This window comes from Streptomyces sp. CHD11, from assembly GCF_018638295.1.
Lineage (GTDB): Bacteria > Actinomycetota > Actinomycetes > Streptomycetales > Streptomycetaceae > Streptomyces.
Genome location: NZ_JABTTS010000006.1, coordinates 164,356 through 188,702, shown reverse-complemented (window position 1 = coordinate 188,702; position 24,347 = coordinate 164,356). Strand labels below are relative to the sequence as shown.

General features: G+C 72.7%; 21 protein-coding genes and 1 pseudogene. 11 read left to right on the top strand and 11 right to left on the bottom strand.

Features of this window, described 5'->3' with window-relative positions:
• The first annotated feature begins 39 nt into the window (after positions 1–39).
• A complete protein-coding gene (locus HTV45_RS08615; RefSeq protein ID WP_215205053.1) occupies positions 40–1,935 on the top strand; it encodes a hypothetical protein in 1,896 nt (631 codons plus the stop codon).
• Positions 1,936–2,018: 83 nt separating this feature from the next.
• On the opposite strand, the gene erpA is transcribed toward HTV45_RS08615, so the two are convergent.
• Positions 2,019–2,375: an iron-sulfur cluster insertion protein ErpA gene (erpA, locus tag HTV45_RS08610; protein WP_030859125.1), complete on the bottom strand. Its 357-nt coding sequence runs from the start codon at positions 2,373–2,375 to the stop codon at positions 2,019–2,021.
• A 285-nt stretch (positions 2,376–2,660) separates the two neighbouring features.
• On the opposite strand from erpA, the gene nadA reads away from it, so the two are divergent.
• A complete protein-coding gene (gene nadA, locus HTV45_RS08605) occupies positions 2,661–3,857 on the top strand; it encodes a quinolinate synthase NadA (protein ID WP_215205052.1) in 1,197 nt (398 codons plus the stop codon).
• Positions 3,858–3,932: 75 nt separating this feature from the next.
• On the opposite strand, the pseudogene HTV45_RS08600 reads toward nadA, so the two are convergent.
• From HTV45_RS08600 to HTV45_RS08580, 5 genes and pseudogenes are all read right to left on the bottom strand, one after another.
• Positions 3,933–4,301: pseudogene (locus HTV45_RS08600) on the bottom strand (hypothetical protein); the annotation flags it as partial.
• A complete protein-coding gene (locus tag HTV45_RS08595) occupies positions 4,264–4,950 on the bottom strand; it encodes a response regulator transcription factor (protein WP_215205051.1) in 687 nt (228 codons plus the stop codon). The pseudogene HTV45_RS08600 and the gene HTV45_RS08595, both read right to left, overlap by 38 nt.
• A 59-nt stretch (positions 4,951–5,009) precedes the next feature.
• Positions 5,010–6,233: a sensor histidine kinase gene (locus HTV45_RS08590; RefSeq protein ID WP_215205050.1), complete on the bottom strand. Its 1,224-nt coding sequence runs from the start codon at positions 6,231–6,233 to the stop codon at positions 5,010–5,012.
• 131 nt (positions 6,234–6,364) lie between these two features.
• Positions 6,365–6,646 carry a hypothetical protein gene (locus HTV45_RS08585; RefSeq protein WP_215205049.1) on the bottom strand — a complete coding sequence of 94 codons (282 nt, stop codon included), beginning with the start codon at positions 6,644–6,646 and terminating at the stop codon, positions 6,365–6,367.
• Between the two features lie 20 nt (positions 6,647–6,666).
• Entirely contained in the window at positions 6,667–7,443 is a 777-nt protein-coding gene (locus tag HTV45_RS08580; RefSeq protein ID WP_215205098.1) for a PspA/IM30 family protein, read from the bottom strand.
• Positions 7,444–7,681: 238 nt separating this feature from the next.
• Between HTV45_RS08580 and HTV45_RS08575 the strand changes: the two genes are divergently transcribed.
• On the top strand, positions 7,682–8,359 hold the full coding sequence (locus tag HTV45_RS08575; RefSeq protein WP_215205048.1) for a DUF3043 domain-containing protein: 678 nt from the start codon (positions 7,682–7,684) through the stop codon (positions 8,357–8,359).
• An 83-nt stretch (positions 8,360–8,442) separates the two neighbouring features.
• Complete coding sequence (locus HTV45_RS08570) at positions 8,443–9,111, top strand: methyltransferase domain-containing protein (RefSeq protein WP_215205047.1); 669 nt, start codon at positions 8,443–8,445, stop codon at positions 9,109–9,111.
• 196 nt (positions 9,112–9,307) lie between these two features.
• Here HTV45_RS08570 and HTV45_RS08565 read toward each other — a convergent pair whose 3' ends face one another.
• A complete protein-coding gene (locus HTV45_RS08565; protein WP_215205046.1) occupies positions 9,308–9,550 on the bottom strand; it encodes a hypothetical protein in 243 nt (80 codons plus the stop codon).
• A 126-nt stretch (positions 9,551–9,676) separates the two neighbouring features.
• On the opposite strand from HTV45_RS08565, the gene HTV45_RS08560 reads away from it, so the two are divergent.
• Positions 9,677–10,876, top strand: coding sequence for a bifunctional adenosylcobinamide kinase/adenosylcobinamide-phosphate guanylyltransferase (locus HTV45_RS08560; RefSeq protein WP_215205045.1), 1,200 nt, complete (start codon positions 9,677–9,679; stop codon positions 10,874–10,876).
• A 51-nt stretch (positions 10,877–10,927) separates the two neighbouring features.
• On the opposite strand, the gene HTV45_RS08555 is transcribed toward HTV45_RS08560, so the two are convergent.
• Positions 10,928–11,977 carry a class I SAM-dependent methyltransferase gene (locus tag HTV45_RS08555; protein ID WP_215205044.1) on the bottom strand — a complete coding sequence of 350 codons (1,050 nt, stop codon included), beginning with the start codon at positions 11,975–11,977 and terminating at the stop codon, positions 10,928–10,930.
• A 242-nt stretch (positions 11,978–12,219) separates the two neighbouring features.
• Here HTV45_RS08555 and cobT point away from each other — a divergent pair, with 242 nt between their 5' ends.
• Positions 12,220–13,323, top strand: a complete 1,104-nt coding sequence (gene cobT / locus HTV45_RS08550) for a nicotinate-nucleotide--dimethylbenzimidazole phosphoribosyltransferase (protein ID WP_215205043.1) — start codon at positions 12,220–12,222, stop codon at positions 13,321–13,323.
• Between the two features lie 155 nt (positions 13,324–13,478).
• Here the strand turns inward: cobT and HTV45_RS08545 are convergent, their stop codons facing one another.
• Positions 13,479–14,237 carry a hypothetical protein gene (locus HTV45_RS08545; protein WP_215205042.1) on the bottom strand — a complete coding sequence of 253 codons (759 nt, stop codon included), beginning with the start codon at positions 14,235–14,237 and terminating at the stop codon, positions 13,479–13,481.
• A 69-nt stretch (positions 14,238–14,306) separates the two neighbouring features.
• Between HTV45_RS08545 and HTV45_RS08540 the strand changes: the two genes are divergently transcribed.
• Positions 14,307–15,113 (top strand): adenosylcobinamide-GDP ribazoletransferase, encoded by an 807-nt coding sequence (locus HTV45_RS08540; RefSeq protein WP_215205041.1) that lies wholly within the window; start codon positions 14,307–14,309, stop codon positions 15,111–15,113.
• A 21-nt stretch (positions 15,114–15,134) separates the two neighbouring features.
• On the opposite strand, the gene HTV45_RS08535 is transcribed toward HTV45_RS08540, so the two are convergent.
• Together HTV45_RS08535 and ctaD are read right to left on the bottom strand one after the other, a co-directional pair.
• Positions 15,135–15,476, bottom strand: coding sequence for a hypothetical protein (locus HTV45_RS08535; protein WP_215205040.1), 342 nt, complete (start codon positions 15,474–15,476; stop codon positions 15,135–15,137).
• A gap of 28 nt (positions 15,477–15,504) precedes the next feature.
• A complete protein-coding gene (gene ctaD / locus HTV45_RS08530) occupies positions 15,505–17,232 on the bottom strand; it encodes a cytochrome c oxidase subunit I (protein WP_215205039.1) in 1,728 nt (575 codons plus the stop codon).
• An 895-nt stretch (positions 17,233–18,127) separates the two neighbouring features.
• On the opposite strand from ctaD, the gene HTV45_RS08525 reads away from it, so the two are divergent.
• The 4 genes from HTV45_RS08525 (at position 18,128) to HTV45_RS08510 (ending at position 24,107) form a co-directional block, all read left to right on the top strand.
• Positions 18,128–19,672 carry a leucyl aminopeptidase gene (locus HTV45_RS08525; RefSeq protein ID WP_215205038.1) on the top strand — a complete coding sequence of 515 codons (1,545 nt, stop codon included), beginning with the start codon at positions 18,128–18,130 and terminating at the stop codon, positions 19,670–19,672.
• A gap of 355 nt (positions 19,673–20,027) precedes the next feature.
• The gene (gene lpdA, locus HTV45_RS08520; protein ID WP_215205037.1) at positions 20,028–21,416 is read left to right on the top strand and encodes a dihydrolipoyl dehydrogenase; all 1,389 of its coding nucleotides are present in this window, start codon (positions 20,028–20,030) and stop codon (positions 21,414–21,416) included.
• 60 nt (positions 21,417–21,476) lie between these two features.
• Complete coding sequence (gene sucB, locus HTV45_RS08515; RefSeq protein WP_215205036.1) at positions 21,477–23,264, top strand: 2-oxoglutarate dehydrogenase, E2 component, dihydrolipoamide succinyltransferase; 1,788 nt, start codon at positions 21,477–21,479, stop codon at positions 23,262–23,264.
• Between the two features lie 219 nt (positions 23,265–23,483).
• A complete protein-coding gene (locus HTV45_RS08510) occupies positions 23,484–24,107 on the top strand; it encodes a GntR family transcriptional regulator (RefSeq protein ID WP_215205035.1) in 624 nt (207 codons plus the stop codon).
• Positions 24,108–24,347: the final 240 nt, after the last annotated feature.

Genomic DNA, 24,347 nt, shown 5'->3' with positions numbered 1-24,347 from the left:
GGGTCACAGGGACAGTTGGGCAGCCGAAGGAGCGATGCGGTGAACACCGAGCGACCCGACAACGACGACGCCGAGGCGCGCAGCGCCGCCGGCAGCACGGGCGGCACCGGGGGCGCTTCGGGCAACGACGGGGCGGCGGACGCCGCGGACCGGCGGGACGGTTCGACCGCCGCCCCCGGGCCGGGCACGGATCAGCCGGCCGACGGCACCGGCCCCGCCCCTGCCGCGGAAGCCGGAGCCTCCGGGGCCGAGCAGGGCAGCGGCCCGGACGAATCCGCCGCCGCCGCGGACGACGCGGGCACGGACACAGCCGAAGCGGGAGCCGAAGCCGAGGAAGGCACCCCGGAGCACGGCCCGCAACCCGCCCCGGACACCACCACCCCCGCCGGCGGGGCCGGTGCCACGGCCCCCCGGCCGGAACCGGAAGCCGCCGCGGACGAGACCGTCGTGGGCACGACCGGGGACGGCGCACGGCGCCCCGGGGACGACGGGGCCGCCGGTGGTCCGGCGCGGCGGCGGTCGCCCCTGCTCATCGCCTCCGTCGCCGCCGCCGTGCTGCTCGTCGGGGGCGGCGGGGCCTATCTGGCCACCGGCGCCGCCGGGGACTCCGGCAGCGGTTCGACGCCGGGGGCGAACGGTGACACCACTCCCCCGCCGCTCGCCCTCGACGGCGCCCCCGAGGGCCCGGAGAACGGCATCGCGCCGGGCGAGCCCGACCCGTACGGCGCCGCCTACCGCGCCGACGGCTCGCTCCCGTCCGGGCCCGGCTCGGCGCCGGTGTACCGCGCCCACGGGGAGGTGACCGAACAGCAGGTGGTCACGCTGGCGAAGGCGCTGGAGCTCGAGGGGAAACCGGTCGCCGAGGGCGGCGCCTGGCGGATCGGCGGGCAGGACGGCACCGGACCGACGCTGCGAGTGGACCGGGCGGCGCCCGGATCCTGGACGTTCAGCCGGAACACCCCGGGCACCGACAACTGCAAGGGGGCCACGTGCAGGGTCCCGTCCGCCGGCGACGGCAAGGTGGTCAGCGAGGCCGCAGCCGCGAAGGCCGCCGCGCCCGTGCTGAAGGCCGTGGGCCAGGACGACGCGAAGCTCGACGCGAGTCACATCATGGGCGACCGGCGCGTGGTGAACGCCGATCCGGAGGTGGGCGGGCTGCCGACGTACGGGTGGACCACCGGTGTGGTCGTCGGCGCCACGGGCGAGGTGGTCGGCGGCAACGGCAGGCTCACCGAACCGGTGAAGGGTGACACCTATCCGACGGTGAGCGCCCAGGAGGCGCTGGACCTGATGAACGCGGCCGCGGGCGACAGTCCCCGCGCGGGCATCGGCGGCTGCGCCACGTCCGTACCCCTGGAGGAGGACCGGCAGCAGGAGGACTGCGCTCCGGGAACGAAGCCGGCCGGGGAGACCGTCACGGTCGACGACGCGGAGTTCGGGCTGGCCTCGCACTCCGTGGACGGGCGGCCCGCGCTCGTACCGGCGTGGCTGTTCGAGGTGCGTCCGGAGGGTGCGCGGGAGGCGTCCACGGTGACGTATCCGGCGGTCGACCCGGAGTTCCTGGCCCCCGCGGCGCGCTCCGGTGAGGCCAGTGGGTCGCCGACGCCGCCCGGTGACGAGCCGACCGCGACGGTGCCCGCCGGGGAGGCCGAGGTGGAGGGCTACACGGCCGAGGGCGCGGAGCTGACCGTGGTCTTCACGGGCGGTGTGTGCGCCGACTACGAGGTGACCGCGAGCGAGGGCGACGGCCGGGTGACGGTGCGGGTGACCGAGACGCCCTGGCCGGACAAGGTGTGCATCCTGATCGCCAAGCAGTACCAGGAGACGGTGCGGCTGGACGCGCCGCTCGGTGACCGCGAGGTGGTGGGCACCGACGGCGAGCCGGTGCCGCTGCACAAGGCCGGTGCCCGGCTGCCGGCGCCGCCCTCCCGGTAGCGGCCGGCGGACATGACGAAGGCGGCGGCCCCCTCACCAGGGGCCGCCGCCTTCGTCATGTGCTGCACGGGGTGGTACCCGGTTCAGCTGAAGGAGTCACCGCAGGCGCAGGAGCCCGTGGCGTTGGGGTTGTCGATCGTGAAGCCCTGCTTCTCGATGGTGTCGACGAAGTCGATGGTGGCGCCGCCCAGGTACGGGGCGCTCATGCGGTCGGTGACGACCTTCACACCGTCGAAGTCCTTCAGGACGTCGCCGTCGAGCGAGCGCTCGTCGAAGAAGAGCTGGTAGCGCAGGCCGGAGCAGCCGCCGGGCTGGACGGCGACACGCAGGGCGAGGTCGTCACGGCCTTCCTGGTCGAGCAGGGCCTTGACCTTGGACGCGGCGGCGTCGGTCAGGACGATGCCGTCGGTGACGGTGGTGGTCTCGTCCGATACGGACATCTACATCTCTCCCGGGTTGTACGGAGACTGCTTGCCGACGGTTGCAACCGGCGGGACCGCGGATTCATTCCGGGCCGGGCGCGTCTGTTCCTCGCCTCCCTCCTCATGCTCGCACACGCGATGCGGAGCGGAAACCGGCCCTTGTGGGGCGTCGCGGGAATGGATCGGCGCCGGCCGGGATTCACGTCACACGGACGCTATGGCCGTCGTCAAAGTGACGTGAACCGGTTATGATAGATAGCGTCATTTCGACGAGAAGTCGCCAGAACAGAAAGGGTGCGTGCCGTGACCACCGCCCAGACCCAGGAGCTCGACGTACAGCCGACGCCCCTCGCCCTGCTGCTCCTCGGCCGTGAGGCCGACCCCAGGAGCGAGCGCGGTGTGGAGTGTCCCGGCGACCTCCCCTCGCCGTCCGACCCGGACCTGGTGGAGCGCGCCCGCGCCGCCAAGGAGAAGCTCGGGGACAAGGTCTTCGTGCTCGGCCACCACTACCAGCGCGACGAGGTCATCCAGTTCGCCGACGTCACGGGCGACTCCTTCAAGCTGGCCCGGGACGCCGCCGCGCGGCCGCAGGCCGAGTACATCGTCTTCTGCGGTGTGCACTTCATGGCCGAGTCGGCGGACATCCTCACCGGTGACGAGCAGAAGGTGGTCCTGCCCGACCTCGCGGCCGGCTGCTCCATGGCCGACATGGCCACCGCCGAGCAGGTTGCCGAGTGCTGGGACGTCCTGACCGAGGCCGGCGTGGCCGAACAGGTCGTCCCCGTCTCGTACATGAACTCCTCCGCCGACATCAAGGCCTTCACCGGCAAGCACGGCGGCACCATCTGCACCTCCTCCAACGCGAAGCGGGCCCTGGACTGGGCCTTCGAGCAGGGGGAGCCCTCGGCAACGAAGGTCCTCTTCCTGCCCGACCAGCACCTGGGCCGCAACACGGCGGTGCGGGACATGGGGATGTCCCTGGAGGACTGCGTCCTCTACAACCCGCACAAGCCGAACGGCGGGCTGACGGCGGAGGAACTGCGCGGCGCGAAGATGATCCTGTGGCGCGGTCACTGCTCGGTGCACGGCCGGTTCAGCCTGGACTCGGTCAACGACGTGCGCGAGCGCATACCGGGGGTGAACGTGCTGGTGCACCCCGAGTGCCGGCACGAGGTCGTGTCCGCCGCGGACTACGTCGGCTCGACCGAGTACATCATCAGGACGCTGGAGGCGGCCCCGGCCGGCTCCAAGTGGGCCATCGGCACCGAGCTCAACCTGGTGCGGCGCCTGGCGAACCGGTTCGCGTCCGAGGACAAGGAGATCGTCTTCCTCGACAAGACCGTCTGCTTCTGCTCCACCATGAACCGCATCGACCTCCCTCACCTGGTGTGGGCGCTCGAATCCCTCGCCGAGGGCAACCTGGTCAACCGCATCGAGGTGGACAGGGAGACGGAGGCGTTCGCGAAGCTGGCGCTGGAGCGGATGCTGGCGCTGCCGTAACCGCGGGTTCCATGGCGCAGGGCCCCGTCCGGTCACCTTCGTGACCGGACGGGGCCCTGCGGCGTTCCGGGTGCCTCAGACCTGCGCGGGCACGGGCTCCCGCGAAGCCTCCGCCTGCGCCGCCCCGCCCTTCTTCGCCGCCCGCTTCTTCGCGCGGCGCTCCTTGCGGAGCTCCGGCATCGCGTAGAGCGTCGGGACGAGGAGCGGGGTCAGCGCGTCGATCTTCGTCCGAAGGTCCACACCCACCGCGCCCGTGTTGTCACCGGTCGGCCTGGCCGTGACCGTGACCGAACGCCGGCCGTCGATCCGGGTCATGGAGACCGGGCCGTCCACCACCTCGACGGTGGCGACCTCGCTCAGCTTCACCGGGCCCAGCGGCAGGTTCTTCGGCTGCTCCATCCGCGTACTACTGGTCGCCTCTCGGACGCACCAGTCCCGACTCGTAGGCGACGACCACCAGCTGGGCCCGGTCGCGGGCGCCCAGCTTGGACATGGCCCGGTTGACGTGGGTCTTCACGGTCAGCGGACTGACCTCGAGGCGTTCGGCGATCTCGTCGTTGGAGTGGCCGCCGGCCACCTGGACCAGCACCTCGCGTTCACGCACGGTGAGCGACTGCAGCTTCTCCGCCCGGTCCGGGTCACGGTCGGGGTCGGACGGGCCCTCCTGGGCGAGGAAGCGGGCGATCAGGCCCTTGGTGGCCAACGGGGACAGCAGCGCCTCCCCCTCGGCGGCGATCCGGATGGCGTTCAGCATCTCGTCGGGTTCGGAGCCCTTGCCGAGGAACCCGGAGGCGCCGGCCCGCAGCGACTGCACCACGTAGTCGTCGACCTCGAAGGTCGTCAGTATCACCACACGTACCCCGGCGAGCTCCGGATCGGCGCTGATCAGGCGGGTGGCGGCCAGCCCGTCGGTGCCGGGCATCCGGATGTCCATGAGGACGACGTCGGCGCGTTCCTCCCGCGCCAGCCGGACCGCCTCCGCACCGTCGGACGCCTCCCCCACCACCTCCATGTCGGGCTCGGAGTCGACCAGCACGCGGAAGGCGCTGCGCAGCAGTGTCTGGTCGTCGGCGAGCAGGACACGGATCGTCATACGGGCTCCAGCGGCGCGGTGGATGGGCGGGCGGGGCGGCCGGGGGCCGCGGGGGGCGGTCAGGGAAGGCCGTCCCCGGCCGCGGACGTGCGGGTCTTGACGGGAAGGATCGCATGGACGCGGAAGCCGCCGCCGTAGCGGGGACCGGTGGTGAGGGTGCCCCGCAGGGCGGTGACCCGCTCGCGCATCCCGAGCAGTCCGTGTCCGCCGCCGGGCGCCTGCTCCTGGTCCTCTCCGCTGCCGTCGTCGAGGACGGTGATCTCGATGTGGGGTCCCACGCGCACGACGCTGACCTCGGCGCACGCCTCCGTACCGGCGTGCTTCTGCACGTTGGTCAGGGCCTCCTGGACGATCCGGTAGGCGGCCAGGTCGACAGCGGCGGGGAGGTCGGTGCCCTCGTCGGTGCGGGCGACCTCGACGCGCAGTCCGGCGTTGCGGAAGGTGCCGGCCAGTTCGTCGAGGCGGTCCAGACCGGGAGCCGGCTCGGTGGGCGCCTCGGGGTCACCGGACTGGCGCAGCAGGCCGACGGTGGCACGCAGTTCGCCCAGCGCGGAGCGGCTGGCCTCGCGGACGTGGGCGAGGGCCTCCTTGGCCTGGTCGGGCCGCTTGTCCATGACATGGGCGGCGACTCCGGCCTGCACGTTGACCAGGGCGATGTGGTGGGCGACCACGTCGTGCAGATCGCGGGCGATGCGCAGGCGCTCCTCGGCGACCCGGCGGCGGGCCTCCTCCTCACGGGTGCGCTCGGCGCGCTCCGCACGCTCCCGGATGGCCTGGACGAAGGCGCGGCGGCTGCGGACGGCGTCCCCGGCGGTGGCGCCGATGCCGGTCCAGGCGAAGATCGCCAGGTTCTCCTGGGCGTACCAGGGCAGCGGGCCGACGGCCATCGCGCTGCCGGTGAGGACGGTCATGGTGAGCAGACCGATCCGCCAGGTGGTGGGGCGGTCGGTGGCGGAGGCGACGGTGTAGAGGGCGACGACGGCGCACATGACGACGGGAGCGCGGGGGTCCCCGGTGACGGACTCGGCCACGGAGAGGCCGCCGGCCAGCGCGAGCACCGTACGGGGGGCGCGGCGGCGGAAGACGAGCGCGGCGGCGCCGAGGATCACCAGGACGAGGCTGAGCGGGTCGGGGGTGCGCAGTTCCCAGCTGATGCCCTCGGGTCCGTGCGGGGAGGCGAGGGAGCCGGCGACCATGCAGACGAGGACGCCGGCCGCGAGACCCGCGTCCATGGCGACGGGATGCGCCTTCGCCCGGCACCGGGCGCGCGTCAGGGTACTCACGGAGTGTCACCGTAGCCGGGCTCCGCGGGTGAGCCGGACCCCCACGGCGCCCACCGGACCGAACGTGCGCCGACCTCAGACTCCCCCAGGGCCGCCACCCCCGGACGGCACCGCGGTCCGGACGGCGCGCGTCATGTGCCCGGGATGAGACCGTCGTCGCTCAGCAGTTCCCTGACCTCTTCCAGGGTCGCCTCGGGGGACGGCAGGATCAGGTCGGAGGGCTCCAGGGAGTCCTCCGGCAGGGGCTCACCCAGTTCGTGGACCTTGGCCAGCAGCGCCTTGAGGGTGGCGCGGAAGCCGGGCCCGTCGCCGTTCTCCATCTCGGTGAGCAGTTCCTCGTCCAGTGCGTCCAGCTCGGCGAGCCGGCTCCCGTCCAGCGTCACCTGCCCCTCCCCCATGATCCGTACGATCATGTCGCCCTCCTCGGCGTGCGCTACTGCTTGTCGAAGCGCGGGGTGTCCTGCGGCTGCTGCTGTGCCTGCTGCGCCCCGTCGCCGCCCTCGATGGCCTGCCGGTCACCGCTGCCGCCTCCGGCCAGCTCGGCCTTCATACGCTGCAGCTCCAGCTCCACATCCGTACCACCGGAGAGCCGGTCCAGCTCGGCCTGGATGTCGTCCTTCTGCATCCCGGACTGGTCGTCCAGAGCACCGGAGGCGAGGAGCTCGTCGATCGCGCCGGCCCGCGCCTGGAGCTGCGCCGTCTTGTCCTCGGCCCGCTGGATGGCCATGCCGACGTCGCCCATCTCCTCGGAGATGCCGGAGAAGGCCTCGCCGATCCGGGTCTGCGCCTGGGCGGCGGTGTAGGTGGCCTTGATGGTCTCCTTCTTGGTGCGGAAGGCGTCCACCTTGGCCTGGAGACGCTGGGCCGCGAGGGTGAGCTTCTCCTCCTCGCCCTGGAGGGTGGCGTGCTGGGTCTCCAGGTCCGTCACCTGCTGCTGCAGCGCGGCGCGGCGGGAGAGCGCCTCGCGCGCCAGGTCCTCACGGCCGAGCGCGAGCGCCTTGCGGCCCTGGTCCTCCAGCTTGCCCGACTGGGACTGGAGCTGGTTGAGCTGGAGCTCCAGCCGCTTGCGCGAGGTCGCCACGTCGGCGACGCCCCGGCGGACCTTCTGGAGCAGCTCCAGCTGTTTCTGGTACGAGTAATCGAGGGTTTCGCGAGGGTCCTCGGCCCGGTCAAGGGCCTTGTTCGCCTTCGCGCGGAAGATCATCCCCATACGCTTCATGACACCGCTCATGGGCTTCGCGCGCCCCCTTCTGACCGACTCCAGCTCAGCACCTGCGTCAGAACCCACAGTACGGGCCCTGCATCCATTACCGCACTGTTCGGGGACGGATGCGCTCATCCCCAAGGACGAGTGCGTACCCTCCCGCTCCGGCGTAGGGAGTAGGTGGTTCCCGGGGTAGGCCCCGAGGGGCCTGCCGGAGAGCCGCACTACGTCCCCTCCTGTCCTTTTGGAGACGTCCGGTGTTGCCGGATCGTTCCCCACCTGGCTGGGACCCAACCCCCGGCACCCCGTACCCTTGGGTTTTGTGTTCCGTAGCCGCGCCAAGGAAGAGAAGGCACCCGCCGCCGACAAGGCGACGCTGACCGACTCCCAGCAGACCCGTCACCCGGAGGCCCCCAAGGGCCGTCCCACGCCCAAGCGAAGTCAGGCCCAGAGCCAGCGCCGCAGCGTGGCCAACACGTCGATGTCGCGCAAGGACGCGGCCAAGCGGCAGCGCGAGGAGCGCCGCAGTGCGCTGGAGCGCCAGCGCAAGGCTCTGGCCAGCGGCGACGAGCGTTATCTGCCCGCTCGCGACAAGGGGCCGGTGCGCCGGTTCGCTCGCGACTTCGTGGACTCGCGGTTCAACATCGCGGAGTACTTCCTGCCGATGGCCGTGATCATCCTGGTGCTGAGCATGGTCCAGGTGCCCCAGTTGCAGAATGTCGCGCTGCTGCTGTGGCTGCTGATCATCGTGATGATCGTGCTCGACTCGATCGTGAACTGGGTCCGGCTGAAGAAGCAGCTCGCCGAGCGCTTCCCCGACGACAACCGGCGCGGCGCGGTGGCCTACGCCCTGATGCGCTCGCTCCAGATGCGCCGGCTGCGGCTGCCCAAGCCCCAGGTCAAGCGCGGGGAGCGGCCCTGACCACCACGCCGTTCGCCGACGGCGCGACAGCGGACCGGCGAGGTGAGCCGGGCGGTCTGCGCGATGTCGTGCGCCAGGAGCTGGTGGCCCGCCAGCTGGAGGAGCAGATAGTCGGCCGCTTCCCCGTCGGACGGCGGCTGCGGGTGCTCGACGTGGGCATGGGCCGGGGCGCACAGGCGCTCCGGCTGGCCCGGGCCGGCCACCAGGTGACCGGGGTCGAGCAGGACGCGGCGATGATCTCCGCCGCGCGCGAGGCCCTGGCCGGGCAGCCCGAGGGCATCCGGGACCGGATGCGGATCATCGAGGGCCAGGCCGGGGACACCGGTGTGCACTTCCTGCCGGGCAGCTTCGACGTGGTGTTGTGTCATGGCGAGCTCATGTACGTCGAGGAACCGGACGCGTTGCTGGCCGGTGTGGCCCGGATGCTGGCGCCCAGCGGGCTGCTGTCCCTGCTGATACGCAACGGCGACGCGCCGGCGATGCGGGCGGGGCTGTCCGGCGACTGGGCCGGGGCTCTGGCGGGCTTCTGCACGGCGGCGTACGGGCTGAAGAGGCTGACGTCGACGCTCGCGGGGATCGGGGCGCCGCTGCACACCTGGTACGGCGTGCGGGTCTTCACGGACAGTGTGGCGGACGACGCGGTTCTCCCGTCCGATCTGGACACGCTGCTCGCGGTCGAGGACCGGGCCGGTCGGACCGATCCCTATCGGGGCGTCGCCTCGCTGCTGCATCTGTGCGGGGTACGGGGCTGAGGCCTCGGGCCCGCCCGGTACGGCGAAGCCTTTTTCTCGCCCCCGCCGCCCCTTCCCGTCCCTCCCGTCGTTGAGGGACGCTGCCCCTTTCACCCCGAACGCGCAGGCGGGTGGGGGTTGTTCGCGCGGTTCCCCGCGCCCCTGAAAGGGCGCGGGGAACGGCACGAAGGGAGTCCGGGGGCGCATCCCTCAGGGACTACGCCTCTTCCGCGCCCGCCTCCGCCTCCTCCGCCTCCTCCGCGTGGAGGCTCATCGGGCCGTAGATCTCCGTGGTGTCCTCCAGCAGCCGTACCTGGTCGGCGCCACCCTCCGCGAGCGCCTTCCAGTTCTCCCCGATCCAGGACTCGGCGTCCCCCTGTGTGGGGAACTCCTCCGGCGGCACCGCGGGCTCGACCTGCGTCCCGTCGGCCTTCTCGAACCGCCACGTCCATGCCGCCATGTACGCCTCCCATGGGTGTGAGCACGCTGAGCACACTGTCACGACAGAAGCCGGATCTTGGTCCGGCTCCTGCCGGAAGCCTAGCCGGACGGGCACGGGTCGTGGGGACAGGAGAAAATCGGGTCCGTGGAACTGACTCTGCTCGGCACCGGTGCCCCCGCGGGACTGCCCCGCCCCGACTGTCCCTGCGCCGCGTGCGCCTCCGCGTTCGGCGCGGACGCGCGGGCGGCCACCTCGCTGCTCGTGGACGGGGCGCTGCTGCTCGACCTCACCCCGGGCGCGGCGTTCGCGGCGGCCCGCGCGGGCCGTTCACTGGGCGGCGTGCGCCAGGTGCTGCTGTCGCATCCGCACGACGGCCCCGCGGTGGAGGTGCCGGCCGGGCTTCCACAGCCGGGACGGGTGCCCGACGGACGGGAGCTGGCGCTGCTGACGGGCCACCGGGTACGGGCGGTGGCGCTGGACGCCCCCGGCACCGGGTACGCGGTGACCGGACCCGGCGGGCAGCGGCTGCTGTACCTGCCGCCGGGCGGAGCGCCGGCCGGGCTGGAGGAGCCGGCCGAGTCGTACGCCATGGTGCTGCTGGACGTGGTGGGGCGCCCGGACGCGCTGGCGCGGCTGCGGGGGGTGGGCGCGGTCGGCCCGACCACGGATGTAGTCGCCGTCCATCTGGACCACGGCGTGCCGCCGGGCCCCGAGACGCGGCGCCGGCTCGCGGCGGCCGGCGCCCGCGCCGTACCGGACGGGACCACGCTGGAGGTCGGAGCCTACGAGGACGTGCCCGACGTACCCCGCCGCACCCTGGTGCTGGGCGGGGCGCGCTCGGGCAAGTCGGTGGAGGCCGAACGGCGGCTGGAGTCGTTCCCCGAGGTGCTGTACGTGGCGACCGGCGGGTCCCGGGGCGGGGACACCGAGTGGGCGGGGCGGGTCTCGGTGCACCAGCAGCGGCGGCCGGGGTCGTGGCGGACCGTCGAGACCTGCGATCTGGTGCCGCTGCTGAAGGACGACGGGCCGCCCCTGCTGGTGGACTGTCTGTCGCTGTGGCTGACGGACGCGATGGACGCCGTCGGGGCGTGGGACGACGCGGAATGGGCGGACGGCGGGGAGCGGGCCCTGCGGGAGCGGGTACGGGCTCTCACGGAGGCGGTGCGCGACACCCGCCGGACGCTGGTCGCCGTGTCCAACGAGGTGGGCTCGGGCATCGTGCCCGCCACCGCGTCCGGCCGCCGGTACCGGGACGAGCTGGGGCGCCTCAACGCCGCGTTCGCACAGGAGTGCGAGCAGATGCTGCTGGTGGTGGCGGGCCAGGCGGTCGTCCTGCGCGGTTGAGCCCCGGAGCGACGAGCCCGCGGGGGCCCCCGCGCGGTGGCGTGCCGCGCGTCACGGCTGCGGTGTGCGGGCGATGATGCGGTAGGCGTTGGCGAACGGGGTGTGGCGCAGCAGCGGGGCCAGGGCCGCGTCGGCCGCCGCCGCGGCGACCACCAGGGGGGCGCCCGCGCGGAGCAGCACCGCGCGCAGGTGCCGCTGGAAGGGGGTCGGGGGGATGGCGCGCCAGGGCGTGTCGGGCGCGGGCAGGGCGTGGGAGAGGGCGAGGGCGGTCAGTCCCGCCAGGTCCTGCGGTACGTGCGCGGCGCGGTGCCCCGCGGTGACCAGGGTGCAGCCGCGAGCCCTGAGCTCGGCGCGGAGGTTGTGCCGGGGCATCAGGTGCAGCCGGCGGGGCTGGTCGTAGGGCAGCCACCAGCGGCCGAACAGGGCGGCGAAGGCGCAGCGCGGGTCCAGTGTCTCGATGAGCAGATGGCCGCCGGGGCGCAGGGCGTCGAGGGCCGCGTGGAGCTCCGCGCGGGGGTCGGTGGTGTGTTCCAGGTGGTGCAGCAGGCTGACCACGTCGTAACGGCCGGCCAGCCGGGCCCTGATCCCCGGATCGGTCAGCGGGCCGACGTGAGCCTCCTCGACACGTTCGAGCGTACGGGCCTGCTCGACCCGCGCGGTGAGGTCGGTGCCGTCGAAGGCGGTGTACGGGAAGAACTCCCGCGCGGTCTGCGGGAAGCGGGCGAGTCCGGTGCCGACGTCCAGCCAGCTCTCCGGTTCACCGAAGGGGAGCATTGCCCGGGCGGCGGCGCGGCGGCGGCGGTGCACCGCGTGCAGGGCGAGGACGCGCTCGGTGGCGGGGTCCCGGGGAGCGCCGCGTACGGCCCGCCGGTAGAAGGCGAGGCCCTCGGCGGTGAGACGGGGATTCTGGAAGGTGTGGCCGCAGTCCCGGCACGCGTCGACGGTGAACAGGCCGGGCCGGTGCCGCCGCAGGTCACCGGTTCTCAGCCGGTTGCGCAGCCGCGCGGAGCCGCACCAGGGGCAGTCCGCGCGGCGCGGCTCGTGCACCCGCGCGGAGCCGTGGGGGTGGGGGATCGCGGTGTCTGGGGTGGGTGCGGACATGGGCGGCTGCTCCCTGCGTGAGGGCGTACGGCGTGGAGGCGGGGGGAGGTACGGGGCGGACGGGATGGACAGCGCAGACAGGACGGAATGATGGATGTCCGTCGATACACGGCAAAACGTTACGGACGGGAAGGCCTTCCGGGGTGCAACGCCACCGGGGTGGCGTGGTGGGGCCGAGGCCGTGCGCGCGGCGACTCACCGGGCCCGCGTGGTGTTCGATCAGGGCCGGTACTGTTCGGCGAATGAGCTCGCTTAATCTCGACGACTTCACCGATCTGATCGAGCGTCCGGACGGCGGGGTACGCCGTGACGCGGAGGCCCGGCGAGAACGCCTGGCTGTGCCGCCCGGGTCACTGGGCCGGCTCGACGACCTGGGTGAGTGGCTGGCGGCGGCGCAGTCCGCGGTGCCGGTGCGGCCGATCGAACGGCCGCGGGTGGTGCTGTTCGCGGGTGATCACGGGATCGCCGGGCTGGATGTCTCCGCGCGGGCCGCGGGCAGCGCCGTGGAGCTGGTGCGGGAGGTGCTGGACGGCGGACGCCCGGTGTCCGTGCTGGCGCGGCGGCTGGCGGTGCCGGTGCGGGTGGTCGACATGGCCCTGGACTGCGACCCCGAGTCCCTCCCCGAGGACGTCGTGCGGCACCGGGTGCGGCGGGGCAGCGGGCGCATCGACATCGAGGACGCGCTGAGCGCGGAGGAGGCCGAGGCGGCGTTCCGCGCGGGGATGGCCGTGGCCGACGAGGAGGCCGACTCCGGTACGGATCTGGTGGTGCTGGGCGATGTGAGCGTGGGCGGGACCACCGCGGCGGGCGTGCTGGTGGCGGCGCTGTGCGGGACGGACGCGTCGGTGGTGACCGGGCGCGGAGGGCTGGCGATCGACGACCTGGCGTGGATGCGCAAGTGTGCGGCGATCCGCGACGCGCTGCGGCGGGCGCGGCCGGTACTGGGCGATCAGCTGCGTCTGCTGGCGACGGTGGGCGGGGCCGACCTGACCGCGATGACGGGTTTCCTGTTGCAGGCGGCGGTGCGGAAGCTGCCGGTCGTGCTGGACGGGGTGGTGACGGCGGCGTGCGCGCTGGTGGCGCAGCGGGTGGCGTTCCGGGCACCGGACTGGTGGGTGGCCGCGCACGCGAGCGGTGAGCCGGGGCAGGCGAAGGCGCTGGACCGGATGGCCCTGGAACCGCTGCTGCCGCAAGGGGTGACCGTGGGTGAGGGTGCGGGGGCGCTGCTTGCCCTGCCCCTGGTGCAGGCGGCGGCGGCGCTGGCAGCGGAGCTGCCGGAGCGGCCGGGGGGTGGGGCGGAGGCGGCGGACGTCAAGGACGTCAAGGACGCCGCGGACGCGGAGTGACACAGGGGGCACCTGCCTCCTCACCTCGTCCCCGCCGCCCCTTCCCGTCCCTTCCCGTCCCTTCCTCAAAAGGGCTCCGCCCCTTTGACCCCGGACGTGCGGGTGGGTGGGGGTTGCTCGCGCAGTTCCCCGCGCCCCTTCAGGGGCGGCGGGGCTCAGTCGCGTTCCAGGGCGTGCGGGGGATCCGGTTTGCCGCCGAGCCAGTCGCTGATGGCGCGGCGGGGGCCGGACCACCTGCGGTCGTGGTGGTAGGCCCGCAGGGTCGCCCGGGCCCGCGCCCGGGGCCGCCGCCGGTACAGGCGCCGCGCCCAGGGCGACCCCGGCCGGGCCAGCCGCAGCGTCCCGATCAGCGCCACCACCGGGATGATCACGCCGAACACCGCGGTCCGCGCCTTGCCCTTGCTCAGCGCGATCAGGGCGAAGAGGAAGTTCACGCTGATACTCGCGACGGCGCCCGCGCGATTCTGGAGCTCTTCCTCGGAGAGGTCGTTGACGCCGAACGGCGCGAAGCCGGCCAGCAGCAGCCCGACCAGCGCGGCGGTGAGGACGACCATCTCCACGCTCTTGCGTCCGGCCTCGCTCCAGTACACGTCGTCGAGGTGCAGGATGAGCGCGAACTCGTCGAGGACCAGCCCCGCCCCGATGCCGAAGACCACCGCGCTGAACGCCGAACCGAAGCCGTGCCGTCCGCCCGCCACCGCGCCGAACCCGCCGATCACGGTGAGCACGACACCGGGCACCACGTGATGGACGTGCAGGGAACCCGCCTTGACGTTGCCGAAGGGCCCCTTGCCGGCCCGGATCAGACGGGTGATGACCCGGGTGATCAGGAAGGTGAGGACGAAGGCGGCCAGTGCGAGGAGCAGCGGGAGCTTGCCCGGTTCGATGATGTTCCGGTCCAACCAATGTCCCATATGGGCACTTTATCCACAGCCGTCGAGGGTGCCCGGCCCAGCAGGGCGTGGGGCGGGTAATCTGCGCCGGTGCCCGCACCCTCCCCCGAGACCCCCGCCTCCGCCTCCGCCTCCGACGGCCTCCGCTTCGCCTTCGGCACGCTGACCGCGCTTCCGGTCACGGTCACCCGCTGGGACCGGCCGGCCGCGCGCGCCGGGATGCTGTGCGCCCCGGCGGTGGGCCTGGTGGCCGGCGCCCTGGCCGCCGGGGCCGGTCTCCTCCTGCTGCTCCTCGGCGCGGGCGCCCTGCTCGCCGCGGTCGCGAGCGTCGCCGTACCGGCCGCCCTCACCCGGGGTCTGCATCTCGACGGGCTGGCCGACACCGCGGACGGGCTCGGCAGTGCCCGGCCCGCCGGGGACGCGTTGCGGATCATGAAGCAGTCCGACATCGGCCCGTTCGGAGTGCTCACCCTGGTCCTCGTGCTGCTGGCGCAGGTGGCCGCGCTGGCGCAGGCCTACGGCCAGGGCTGGGCGCGGGGCGCGCTCGCCGCCGTCCTGTCGGCGGTCGCCGCGCGGCTCGCGCTCACCCTGGCCGCCCGCCGGGGTGTGCCGCCCGCCAGGCCGGAGGGGCTGGGCGCGGCGGTCGCGGGGGTGGTGCCGGTACCGGGTGCGGTGGGCGCCGCGCTCACGGTCGCCGCCCTCGCCGCGGCCGGAGGGGCGTTCCTGGGGGCGTACGACGTCCTGCGTGCCGTGCTCGCGGTGGTGGCGGCCGTCGCCGTCGCCGAACTGCTGCTGCGCCACTGTGTCCGCCGTTTCGGCGGGGTCACCGGCGATGTGTTCGGCGGGCTCGCGGAGACGGCGGCGACGACCGCGCTCGTCGTGTCCGTGCTGGGCTGAGGCCCCACCGGAACCGGACGGTCACGGCCGGCTGAGGAGGACGGTGACCGCCGTGCCCACGCCGCTCGTCAGCGCCACGACCGCCAGGGCGACACAGCGCGCCCGCAGTTGCCGGTAGCGGGCCTCGTACTCGGCCCGCAGTTCGGCCGCCCGGTCGCGGATCCGTACCAGTGCGGCCCGGGAGGCGGCGATCCGGTCGGCCCGGTACACGCGCTCCACCTCCTCGCGCTGCGCGGTCGTCAGCCACGGCAGTTCCCTGGTGAACAGGTCGGCCCGCCGCCGGGCCTCCTCGACCTCGGCGGCCCACAGGAGATGGCCCTCGAGCCGGTTGAGACCGACGGCGCTGTCCTCATGGGGGTTCATGCGCTCCTCCCGGTTCCGGGGCGTGCTCTCAGCGCTGCTTGTCACCGGGAGCGATGGTCTCGGAGGTCTCGGGACGGTTCTCGCGGTCGTCGATCGCGGCGACGTCCGGGTGGTGCAGGTCGAACGCCGGGGATTCACTGCGGATCTTCGGCAGGGTGAGGAAGTTGTGCCGCGGAGGCGGGCACGAGGTCGCCCACTCCAGCGAACGGCCGTAGCCCCAGGGGTCGTCGACGCCGACCGGCTTGCCGTACCTGGCCGTCTTCCAGATGTTGTAGAAGAACGGCAGGAGCGACAGACCGAGCAGGAACGAGGCGATCGAGGCGACCGTGTTCAGCGCGGTGAAGCCGTCCGCGGCGAGGTAGTCCGGGTACCGGCGGGGCATGCCCTCGGCGCCCAGCCAGTGCTGGACGAGGAAGGTGCCGTGGAAGCCGAGGAACAGCGTCCAGAAGGTGATCTTGCCGAGGCGTTCGTCGAGCAGCTTGCCGGTGAACTTCGGCCACCAGAAGTGGAAGCCGGCGAACATCGCGAAGACGACGGTGCCGAAGACCACGTAGTGGAAGTGCGCCACCACGAAATACGAGTCCGTGACGTGGAAGTCCAGCGGCGGCGACGCCAGGACCACACCGGTCAGACCGCCGAAGAGGAAGGTGACCAGGAAGCCGGTGGCCCAGAGCATCGGTGTCTCGAAGGAGAGGCTGCCCTTCCACATGGTGCCGATCCAGTTGAAGAACTTCACCCCGGTCGGCACCGCGATCAGGAAGGTCATGAAGGAGAAGAACGGCAGCAGCGCACCGCCGGTGGCGTACATGTGGTGCGCCCACACCGTCGCCGACAGACCGGCGATCGCGATCGTGGCGGCGATCAGTCCCATGTAGCCGAAGATCGGCTTGCGGGAGAAGACCGGGATGATCTCGGAGACGATGCCGAAGAACGGCAGCGCGATGATGTACACCTCCGGATGGCCGAAGAACCAGAACATGTGCTGCCACAGCAGTGGCCCGCCGTTGGCCGCGTCGTAGATGTGTGCCCCGAACTTGCGGTCCGCGGCCAGCGCGAGCAGGGCGGCGGCCAGCACCGGGAAGGCGAGCAGGACCAGCACACCGGTCAGCAGCACGTTCCAGGTGAAGATCGGCATGCGGAACATCGTCATGCCGGGCGCGCGCATGCAGATGATCGTGGTGATGAAGTTGACCGAGCCGAGGATCGTGCCGAAGCCGGAGAAGGCCAGACCCATCACCCACAGGTCACCGCCGAGGCCCGGCGTGCGGGTCGCGTCCGACAGCGGGGTGTAGGCGAACCAGCCGAAGCTCGCCGCCCCGTCCGGGGTGAGGAAGCCACCGACCGCGATCAGCGAGCCGAACAGGAACAACCAGTAGGAGAACATGTTCAGCCGCGGGAACGCCACGTCGGGCGCGCCGATCTGCAGCGGCATGATCCAGTTCGCGAAGCCGATGAACAGCGGCGTGGCGAACATCAGCAGCATGATCGTGCCGTGCATCGTGAACGCCTGGTTGAACTGCTCGTTCGACACGATCTGCAGACCCGGCCGGGCCAGCTCGGCACGCATCACCAGCGCCAGGATCCCGCCGAACACGAAGAACGCGAACGAGGTACAGAGATAGAGCGTGCCGATCGTCTTGTGGTCGGTGGTCGTCAGCCACTTGATCACGACGTTGCCGGGACTCTTGCGCCGTACCGGCAGCTCGTCCTCGTAGGACTCCTGATCGAGTGAGTCCACCGTGCTCTTGTCCACCACTGTCCACGTCCTCCTACGGGCTCGGGGAGAGTCCCCGGATCAGCATGGCGGGGCGACGACCGGCTGGGTCCGAAGCCGGGCACCGTGGCGCGCTTTCCCACTCGGCATTCGGGTGACGTCCGACTTGTCTCGTACGTGTGTGTGGTCGCGGGGGCTCCCGGTGGCCGCGCGGGTCCTGCCCGCTGCCGTGGTCGGCCGAACCGCTGCGGCAACGGGGGACGTTGATGCCGGGACCGCGTTCGGCCATGGCCTGGGTCATCGGCTGCGCTCTGGTGGTGACGCCGGCCGCGGCGCTCACGGCGCTCACCCCGCTCTACGCCGAACACGCCTTCGGGCTGCTGGTCGTCGCGACGTTCCTCCACCGGTGGGGGTGTCTCGTCCTGGCCGGACGCACCGTCGGCAAGGGCGTGACCGGGCTGCGGGTCACCCCGCGCGTCCCCGGCCGGGGCCGCCAGCGGTCCCCGGACGAGGGCTCCTGGCCGGGTCCGGGCGCGGTGGCGCAGGCCGCCGACAGCAGGACGAGCAGCGGGACGAGCGGGAACGGGCGTCTCACCGGCGGTCTCCTGGGGCGGGCGGGCGGCGGGGCGGGCGCACGGGACGGCGCGGGACCATGCGGCACGACGCGGGACCACCGTGCACTACCAGGGATGATCGTCACCGTCCGGTGGTTCCGGTGGCGGGGCCCGGAGACGGCCGCGACGTCACCGAAAGGTGAACACCCGCGTGAACGAGTGAACGCGCATACGCGCGTAGGCTCGTCCCGAGTGTCCGCCGCACCGGGAAAGGCCCCGACGGGACCGCACCCGCACAGCGCAACTAGGGTCGGCTGCCGGGCCCGGTCGACCCACACCTTTCGGCCACCGCAACTTCACATCGGAAGCGAGATTTCACCACCGTGACTGCTCTCACTCTCAGCACCGCCGCGGTCCCCGGCCTGCGGGCCGACGCGATCGTCATCGGTGTCGCCAAGGGCTCTGCCGCGAAGTCCCAGGGTCCCGTCGTCGCACCGGGCGCCGAGTCCGTGGACCAGGCGTACGACGGCAGGCTCGCCGGCGTCCTGGAGACCCTCGGCGCGTCCGGCGCCGAGGGCGAGGTGACGAAGCTCCCCGCGCCGGCCGGTTTCAAGGCACCGCTCGTGGTGGCGGTGGGCCTCGGCGCCCAGCCGGAGAAGGGATCCGGCTACGGCACCGAGGCGCTGCGCAAGGCGGCCGGTGTGGCCGCCCGCGCCCTCGCCGGTTCCAAGAAGGCCGCGTTCGCCCTGCCCCTGACGGACGCCGACGACGCCGGCGCGGCCGCCGAGGGCGTGCTGCTGGGCGCGTACTCCTTCGACGCCTACAAGGACACCGCCAAGAACGGCGGCAAGGACGCGAAGAGCGGCAAGGCGCCGCTCGCCGAGGCCGTACTGCTCGGCGGCAAGCCCCGCGACAAGGCGTTCAAGGCCGCCGTCGAGCGTGCCACGGCCGTCGCCGAGGAGCTCAACCGCGCTCGTGACCTGATCAACACCCCGCCCAACGACCTCGACCCCGAGGCGTTCGCGGCCGTCGCCCAGACGGCGGCCAAGGAGCACGGCATCAAGGTGCAGGTGCTCGACGAGAAGGCCCTGGCCAAGGGCGGCTACGGCGGCATCCTCGGCGTCGGCGCCGGCTCGGCGGCCGGTCCGCGCCTGGTGAAGCTGTCGTACACCTCGTCCAGGGCGAAGAAGCACCTCGCCCTGGTCGGCAAGGGCATCACGTACGACTCGGGCGGCATCTCGCTGAAGCCGGCCGGCCACAACGAGACGATGAAGTGCGACATGAGCGGCGCCGCCGCGGTGTTCGCCGCGGTCGTCGCCGCCGCCCGTCTGGGCCTGGAGGTCAACGTCACCGGCTGGCTGGCGCTGGCCGAGAACATGCCGTCCGGCTCGGCGACCCGCCCGGGCGACGTGCTGCGCATGTTCAGCGGCAAGACCGTGGAGGTGCTCAACACCGACGCCGAGGGCCGGCTCGTCCTCGCCGACGCGCTGTGGGCCGCCTCCCAGGAGAAGCCGGACGCCATCGTGGACGTCGCGACCCTGACCGGCGCCATGGTCCTGGCGCTGGGCAACCGCACCTTCGGGATCATGGCGAACGACGACGGTTTCCGCTCCGCCGTGGTCGAGGCGGCCGGGGAGGCCGGCGAGCCGGCCTGGCCGATGCCGCTGCCGGAGCACCTGCGCAAGGGCATGGACTCGGCCACCGCCGACATCGCCAACATGGGTGAGCGGATGGGCGGCGGCCTGGTCGCCGGTCTGTTCCTTCGGGAGTTCGTCGGCGAGGGCATCACCTGGGCCCACATCGACATCGCCGGCCCGGCCTTCAACGAGAGCGGCCCGTTCGGGTACACGCCCAAGGGCGGTACGGGCTCCGCGGTGCGCACGCTGGTGCGGCTGGCGGAGCGGGCCGCCTCCGGCGACCTGGTCTGACTCCTCGTCCGGTACCGGGGCCTCGCACGCGGGCAGTGCGGGGCCCCGGTACCGGACGCGGGCCGCGGGCGGGTCCGCCGGTCCGTCGCGTGGTCCCGCACGGGGACGCGCGGCGGCAGATGAGGGAGCGCGTCCGCGCGGCGGAGCCGTGCACCGGGCGCCGCCCGCGCCCCGGCGGGCGGACGTGGGACGTGTCACACAACGGCCCGGCGTCTCGTTCAGGCGTGACAAGTGCGAGGATAGGGCTCGGCAGGACAGGGCCCCACCTTAAGGGCCGAGAACAATGAGCGGCCGGACACCAGCCGCCGACCGGTCACTGGAGACCGGCGTGGCGCACATGCATGGAGGACGTGACGTGGCGAACGACGCCAGCACCGTTTTCGACCTAGTGATCCTCGGCGGTGGCAGCGGCGGTTACGCCGCGGCGCTGCGCGGGGCACAGCTGGGCCTGGACGTCGCCCTGATCGAGAAGAACAAGCTCGGCGGCACCTGCCTGCACAACGGCTGTATCCCCACCAAAGCCCTGCTGCACGCGGGCGAGATCGCCGACCAGGCCCGCGAGAGCGAGCAGTTCGGCATCAAGACGTCCTTCGAGGGCGTCGACATGGCGGGGGTGCACAAGTACAAGGACGACGTGATCGCCGGCCTGTACAAGGGCCTGCAGGGCCTGGTCGCCTCCCGCAAGGTGACCTACATCGAGGGTGAGGGCCGGCTGTCCTCCCCCACCTCCGTCGACGTGAACGGCCGGCGCGTGGAGGGCCGCCACGTCCTGCTGGCGACCGGCTCCGTGCCGAAGTCGCTGCCGGGCCTGGAGATCGACGGCAACCGCATCATCTCCTCCGACCACGCCCTGGTCCTGGACCGCGTGCCGAAGTCCGCGATCGTCCTGGGCGGCGGCGTCATCGGCGTCGAGTTCGCCTCCGCGTGGAAGTCCTTCGGCACCGACGTCACGATCGTCGAGGGTCTCAAGCACCTCGTCCCGGTCGAGGACGAGAACAGCTCGAAGCTGCTGGAGCGCGCGTTCCGCAAGCGGGGCATCAAGTTCAACCTGGGCACCTTCTTCCAGAAGGCCGAGTACACCCAGGACGGTGTGAAGGTCACCCTCGCCGACGGCAAGGAGTTCGAGGCCGAGGTGCTCCTCGTCGCCATCGGCCGCGGCCCGGTCTCGCAGGGCCTGGGGTACGAGGAGGCCGGGGTCGCCATGGACCGCGGCTACGTCCTGGTCGACGAATACATGCGCACCAACGTTCCGACGGTCTCCGCCGTCGGTGACCTCGTCCCGACCCTCCAGCTCGCGCACGTCGGCTTCGCCGAGGGCATCCTGGTGGCCGAGCGCCTGGCCGGTCTGAAGACCGTGCCGGTCGACTACGACGGTGTCCCTCGCGTGACGTACTGCCACCCGGAGGTCGCCTCCGTCGGCATCACCGAGGCCAAGGCCAAGGAGATCTACGGCGCGGACAAGGTCGTCGCTCTGAAGTACAACCTGGCGGGCAACGGAAAGAGCAAGATCCTCAAGACCGCGGGCGAGATCAAGCTCGTCCAGGTCAAGGACGGTGCGGTGGTCGGCGTCCACATGGTCGGCGACCGCATGGGCGAGCAGGTCGGTGAAGCCCAGCTGATCTACAACTGGGAGGCGCTGCCCGCCGAGGTCGCGCAGCTCATCCACGCGCACCCGACGCAGAACGAGGCGATGGGCGAGGCCCACCTGGCCCTGGCCGGAAAGCCGCTCCACTCCCACGACTGACGCCCTCGGTCACCGGGCGCGACGACCAGACTTCCGCACTTCTAAGGAGCAACCGAAACCATGGCGGTTTCCGTAACCCTGCCGGCGCTCGGCGAGAGCGTCACCGAGGGCACTGTCACCCGCTGGCTGAAGGCCGAGGGCGAGCACGTCGAGGCCGACGAGCCGCTGCTCGAGGTGTCGACCGACAAGGTCGACACCGAGATCCCGGCCCCCGCCTCCGGCGTGCTGTCCTCCATCAAGGTCGCCGAGGACGAGACGGTCGAGGTAGGCGCCGAGCTGGCCCTGATCGACGACGGCTCCGGCGCCCCCGCGGCGGAGCAGGCCCCGGCCGCCGAGGAGGCCGCCCCGCCGGCTCCCGCCCCGGAGCCGCAGGCCCAGCCGTCCACCGAGCAGCCCGCCCCGGCTCCGGCGCCCAGCGCCGAGGCCTCCGCCGGCGGCGGTTCCGCCGAGGGCACGGACGTGGTCCTGCCCGCGCTCGGCGAGTCCGTCACCGAAGGCACCGTCACCCGCTGGCTGAAGTCGGTCGGCGACACCGTCGAGGCCGACGAGCCGCTGCTGGAGGTGTCGACGGACAAGGTCGACACCGAGATCCCGGCGCCGACCTCCGGCACGCTGCTGGAGATCGTGGTCGGCGAGGACGAGACGGCCGAGGTCGGCGCCAAGCTCGCCGTCATCGGCGAGGCCGGTGCCGCGCCGGCCGCCGCTCCCGCCCCGGCCGCTCCCGAGGCCCCCGCGCAGCCCGCGCCGGCCCCGGCTGCCCCCGCCCCGGCTCCCGCTGCTCCGGCGCCGGCTCCGGCTCCGGAGCCGCAGCAGACCGCTCCGGCTCCGCAGCAGACCGCTCCGGCTGCCCCGGCGCCCGCGCCCGCCGCTCCGGCCCCGCAGGCTCCCGCGGCTCCGGCCCCGGCCGCCGCGCAGGCCACGGACGAGGGCGCCTACGTGACCCCGCTGGTGCGCAAGCTCGCCGCCGAGAACGGCGTCGACCTGTCCACCGTCAAGGGCACCGGCGTCGGCGGCCGTATCCGCAAGCAGGACGTCATCGCCGCCGCCGAGGCCGCGAAGGCCGCTGCCCCGGCTCCGGCCGCCGCCGCGCCCGCCGCGAAGAAGGCCCCCGTCCTGGAGGCCTCCCCGCTGCGCGGCCAGACCGTGAAGATGCCGCGGATCCGCAAGGTCATCGGCGACAACATGGTCAAGGCCCTGCACGAGCAGGCCCAGCTGTCCTCGGTCGTCGAGGTCGACGTCACCCGGCTGATGAAGCTGCGCGGCCGGGCCAAGGACGCGTTCGCGGCGCGCGAGGGCGTCAAGCTCTCCCCGATGCCGTTCTACGTCAAGGCGGCGGCACAGGCGCTGAAGGCCCACCCGGTCGTCAACGCCAAGATCAACGAGGCCGAGGGCACCATCTCCTACTTCGACACCGAGAACATCGGTATCGCGGTGGACTCCGAGAAGGGCCTGATGACCCCGGTCATCAAGAACGCCGGTGGCCTCAACATCGCCGGTATCGCCAAGGCCACGGCGGAGCTGGCGGGCAAGGTCCGCGGCAACAAGATCACTCCGGACGAGCTGTCCGGCGCGACCTTCACCATCAGCAACACCGGCTCGCGCGGCGCGCTGTTCGACACGATCATCGTGCCCCCGGGCCAGGTCGCGATCCTCGGCATCGGTGCCACGGTCAAGCGTCCGGCCGTCATCGAGACGGAGGAGGGCACGGTCATCGGCGTCCGCGACATGACCTACCTGACCCTCTCCTACGACCACCGCCTGGTGGACGGCGCCGACGCGGCCCGTTACCTGACGGCGGTCAAGGCGATCCTGGAGGCCGGCGAGTTCGAGGTCGAGCTCGGCCTGTGACCCGACCGGTGATCTCCGGCCGCTGACCCGGCCGTACGGTGCCCCCGTCCGGAAGCCCCTGGTGGCTTCCCGGGCGGGGGCACCGGCGTAGGGGCGTGTAAGTCTCGTCTCACCTGGGGGGAAAGCGACCCTGTGCGCCCCTCCGGGGTGGGCTCGCAGCCGTATTGTCTATTCGTCAAAGCCCCCCGGGGGCCCGCGGGCCCCGCTAAGGAGCCCCTCATGACCGCGCCCGTCGTCCACTCGCTGCGCGAACAGATCCGCGAGCACATCCTGGAAGGGATCATCAGCGGACGCTGGAAGCCGGGCGAGCGGATCGTGGAGCGGCGGATCGCGACGGAGCTGGAGGTCAGCCAGACCCCCGTGCGGGAGGCGCTGCGGGAGCTGGAGTCGCTGCGGCTGATCGAGTCCGCGCCGAACAAGGGCGTGCGGGTACGGAATCTGACGGCCGCCGACCTGGAGGAGAGCTACCCCGTCCGGGCCGGTCTGGAGGCGATCGCCGCGGAGCTGGCGGCGGCCCGGCTGGCGGAGGACTGCTCGGCGCTGGAGCCGCACGTCGCGGCGCTGTACGAGGCCGACCGGATGGCGGACGGGACCGGGCAGGTGCGCCACACGGTGGGGTTCCACCGGGAGCTGGTGCGGGCGGCGGGCAACTCGGTGCTGCTGCACACGTGGGAGGGGCTGGGGATCGAGGTGTTCACCGCGCTGTCGATACGGTGGCTGGGTACGGTGCAGCAGTCGTACGCGGAGGAGCACGAGGAGCTGGTGGCGGCGTTCCGGCGGCGGGATCCGCGGATCGCGGAACTGGTGAAGTCGCACGTGCTGGGGTGTGCGCCGCGGGCGTAGTGCGGAGGTCGCCTCGCCCCCGCCACCCTTCTGCGCCCACGCGGCGCAGCCGCGACATCGTCACCGCCCCGCGCCCCTTCGAGGGGGACGCGGGGCAGTGCGCGATCAGCCACGACCGGCCCGCCGAAGCACCCGTGCTCTTCCGCGCACACCTCCCCTCACCTGCACAAACAGTCACCGCGTGCCACCGCCGGAGGCACCGCGTGCCGACTTTCCCGGTATCGAGAGGTTTTCCCCCTC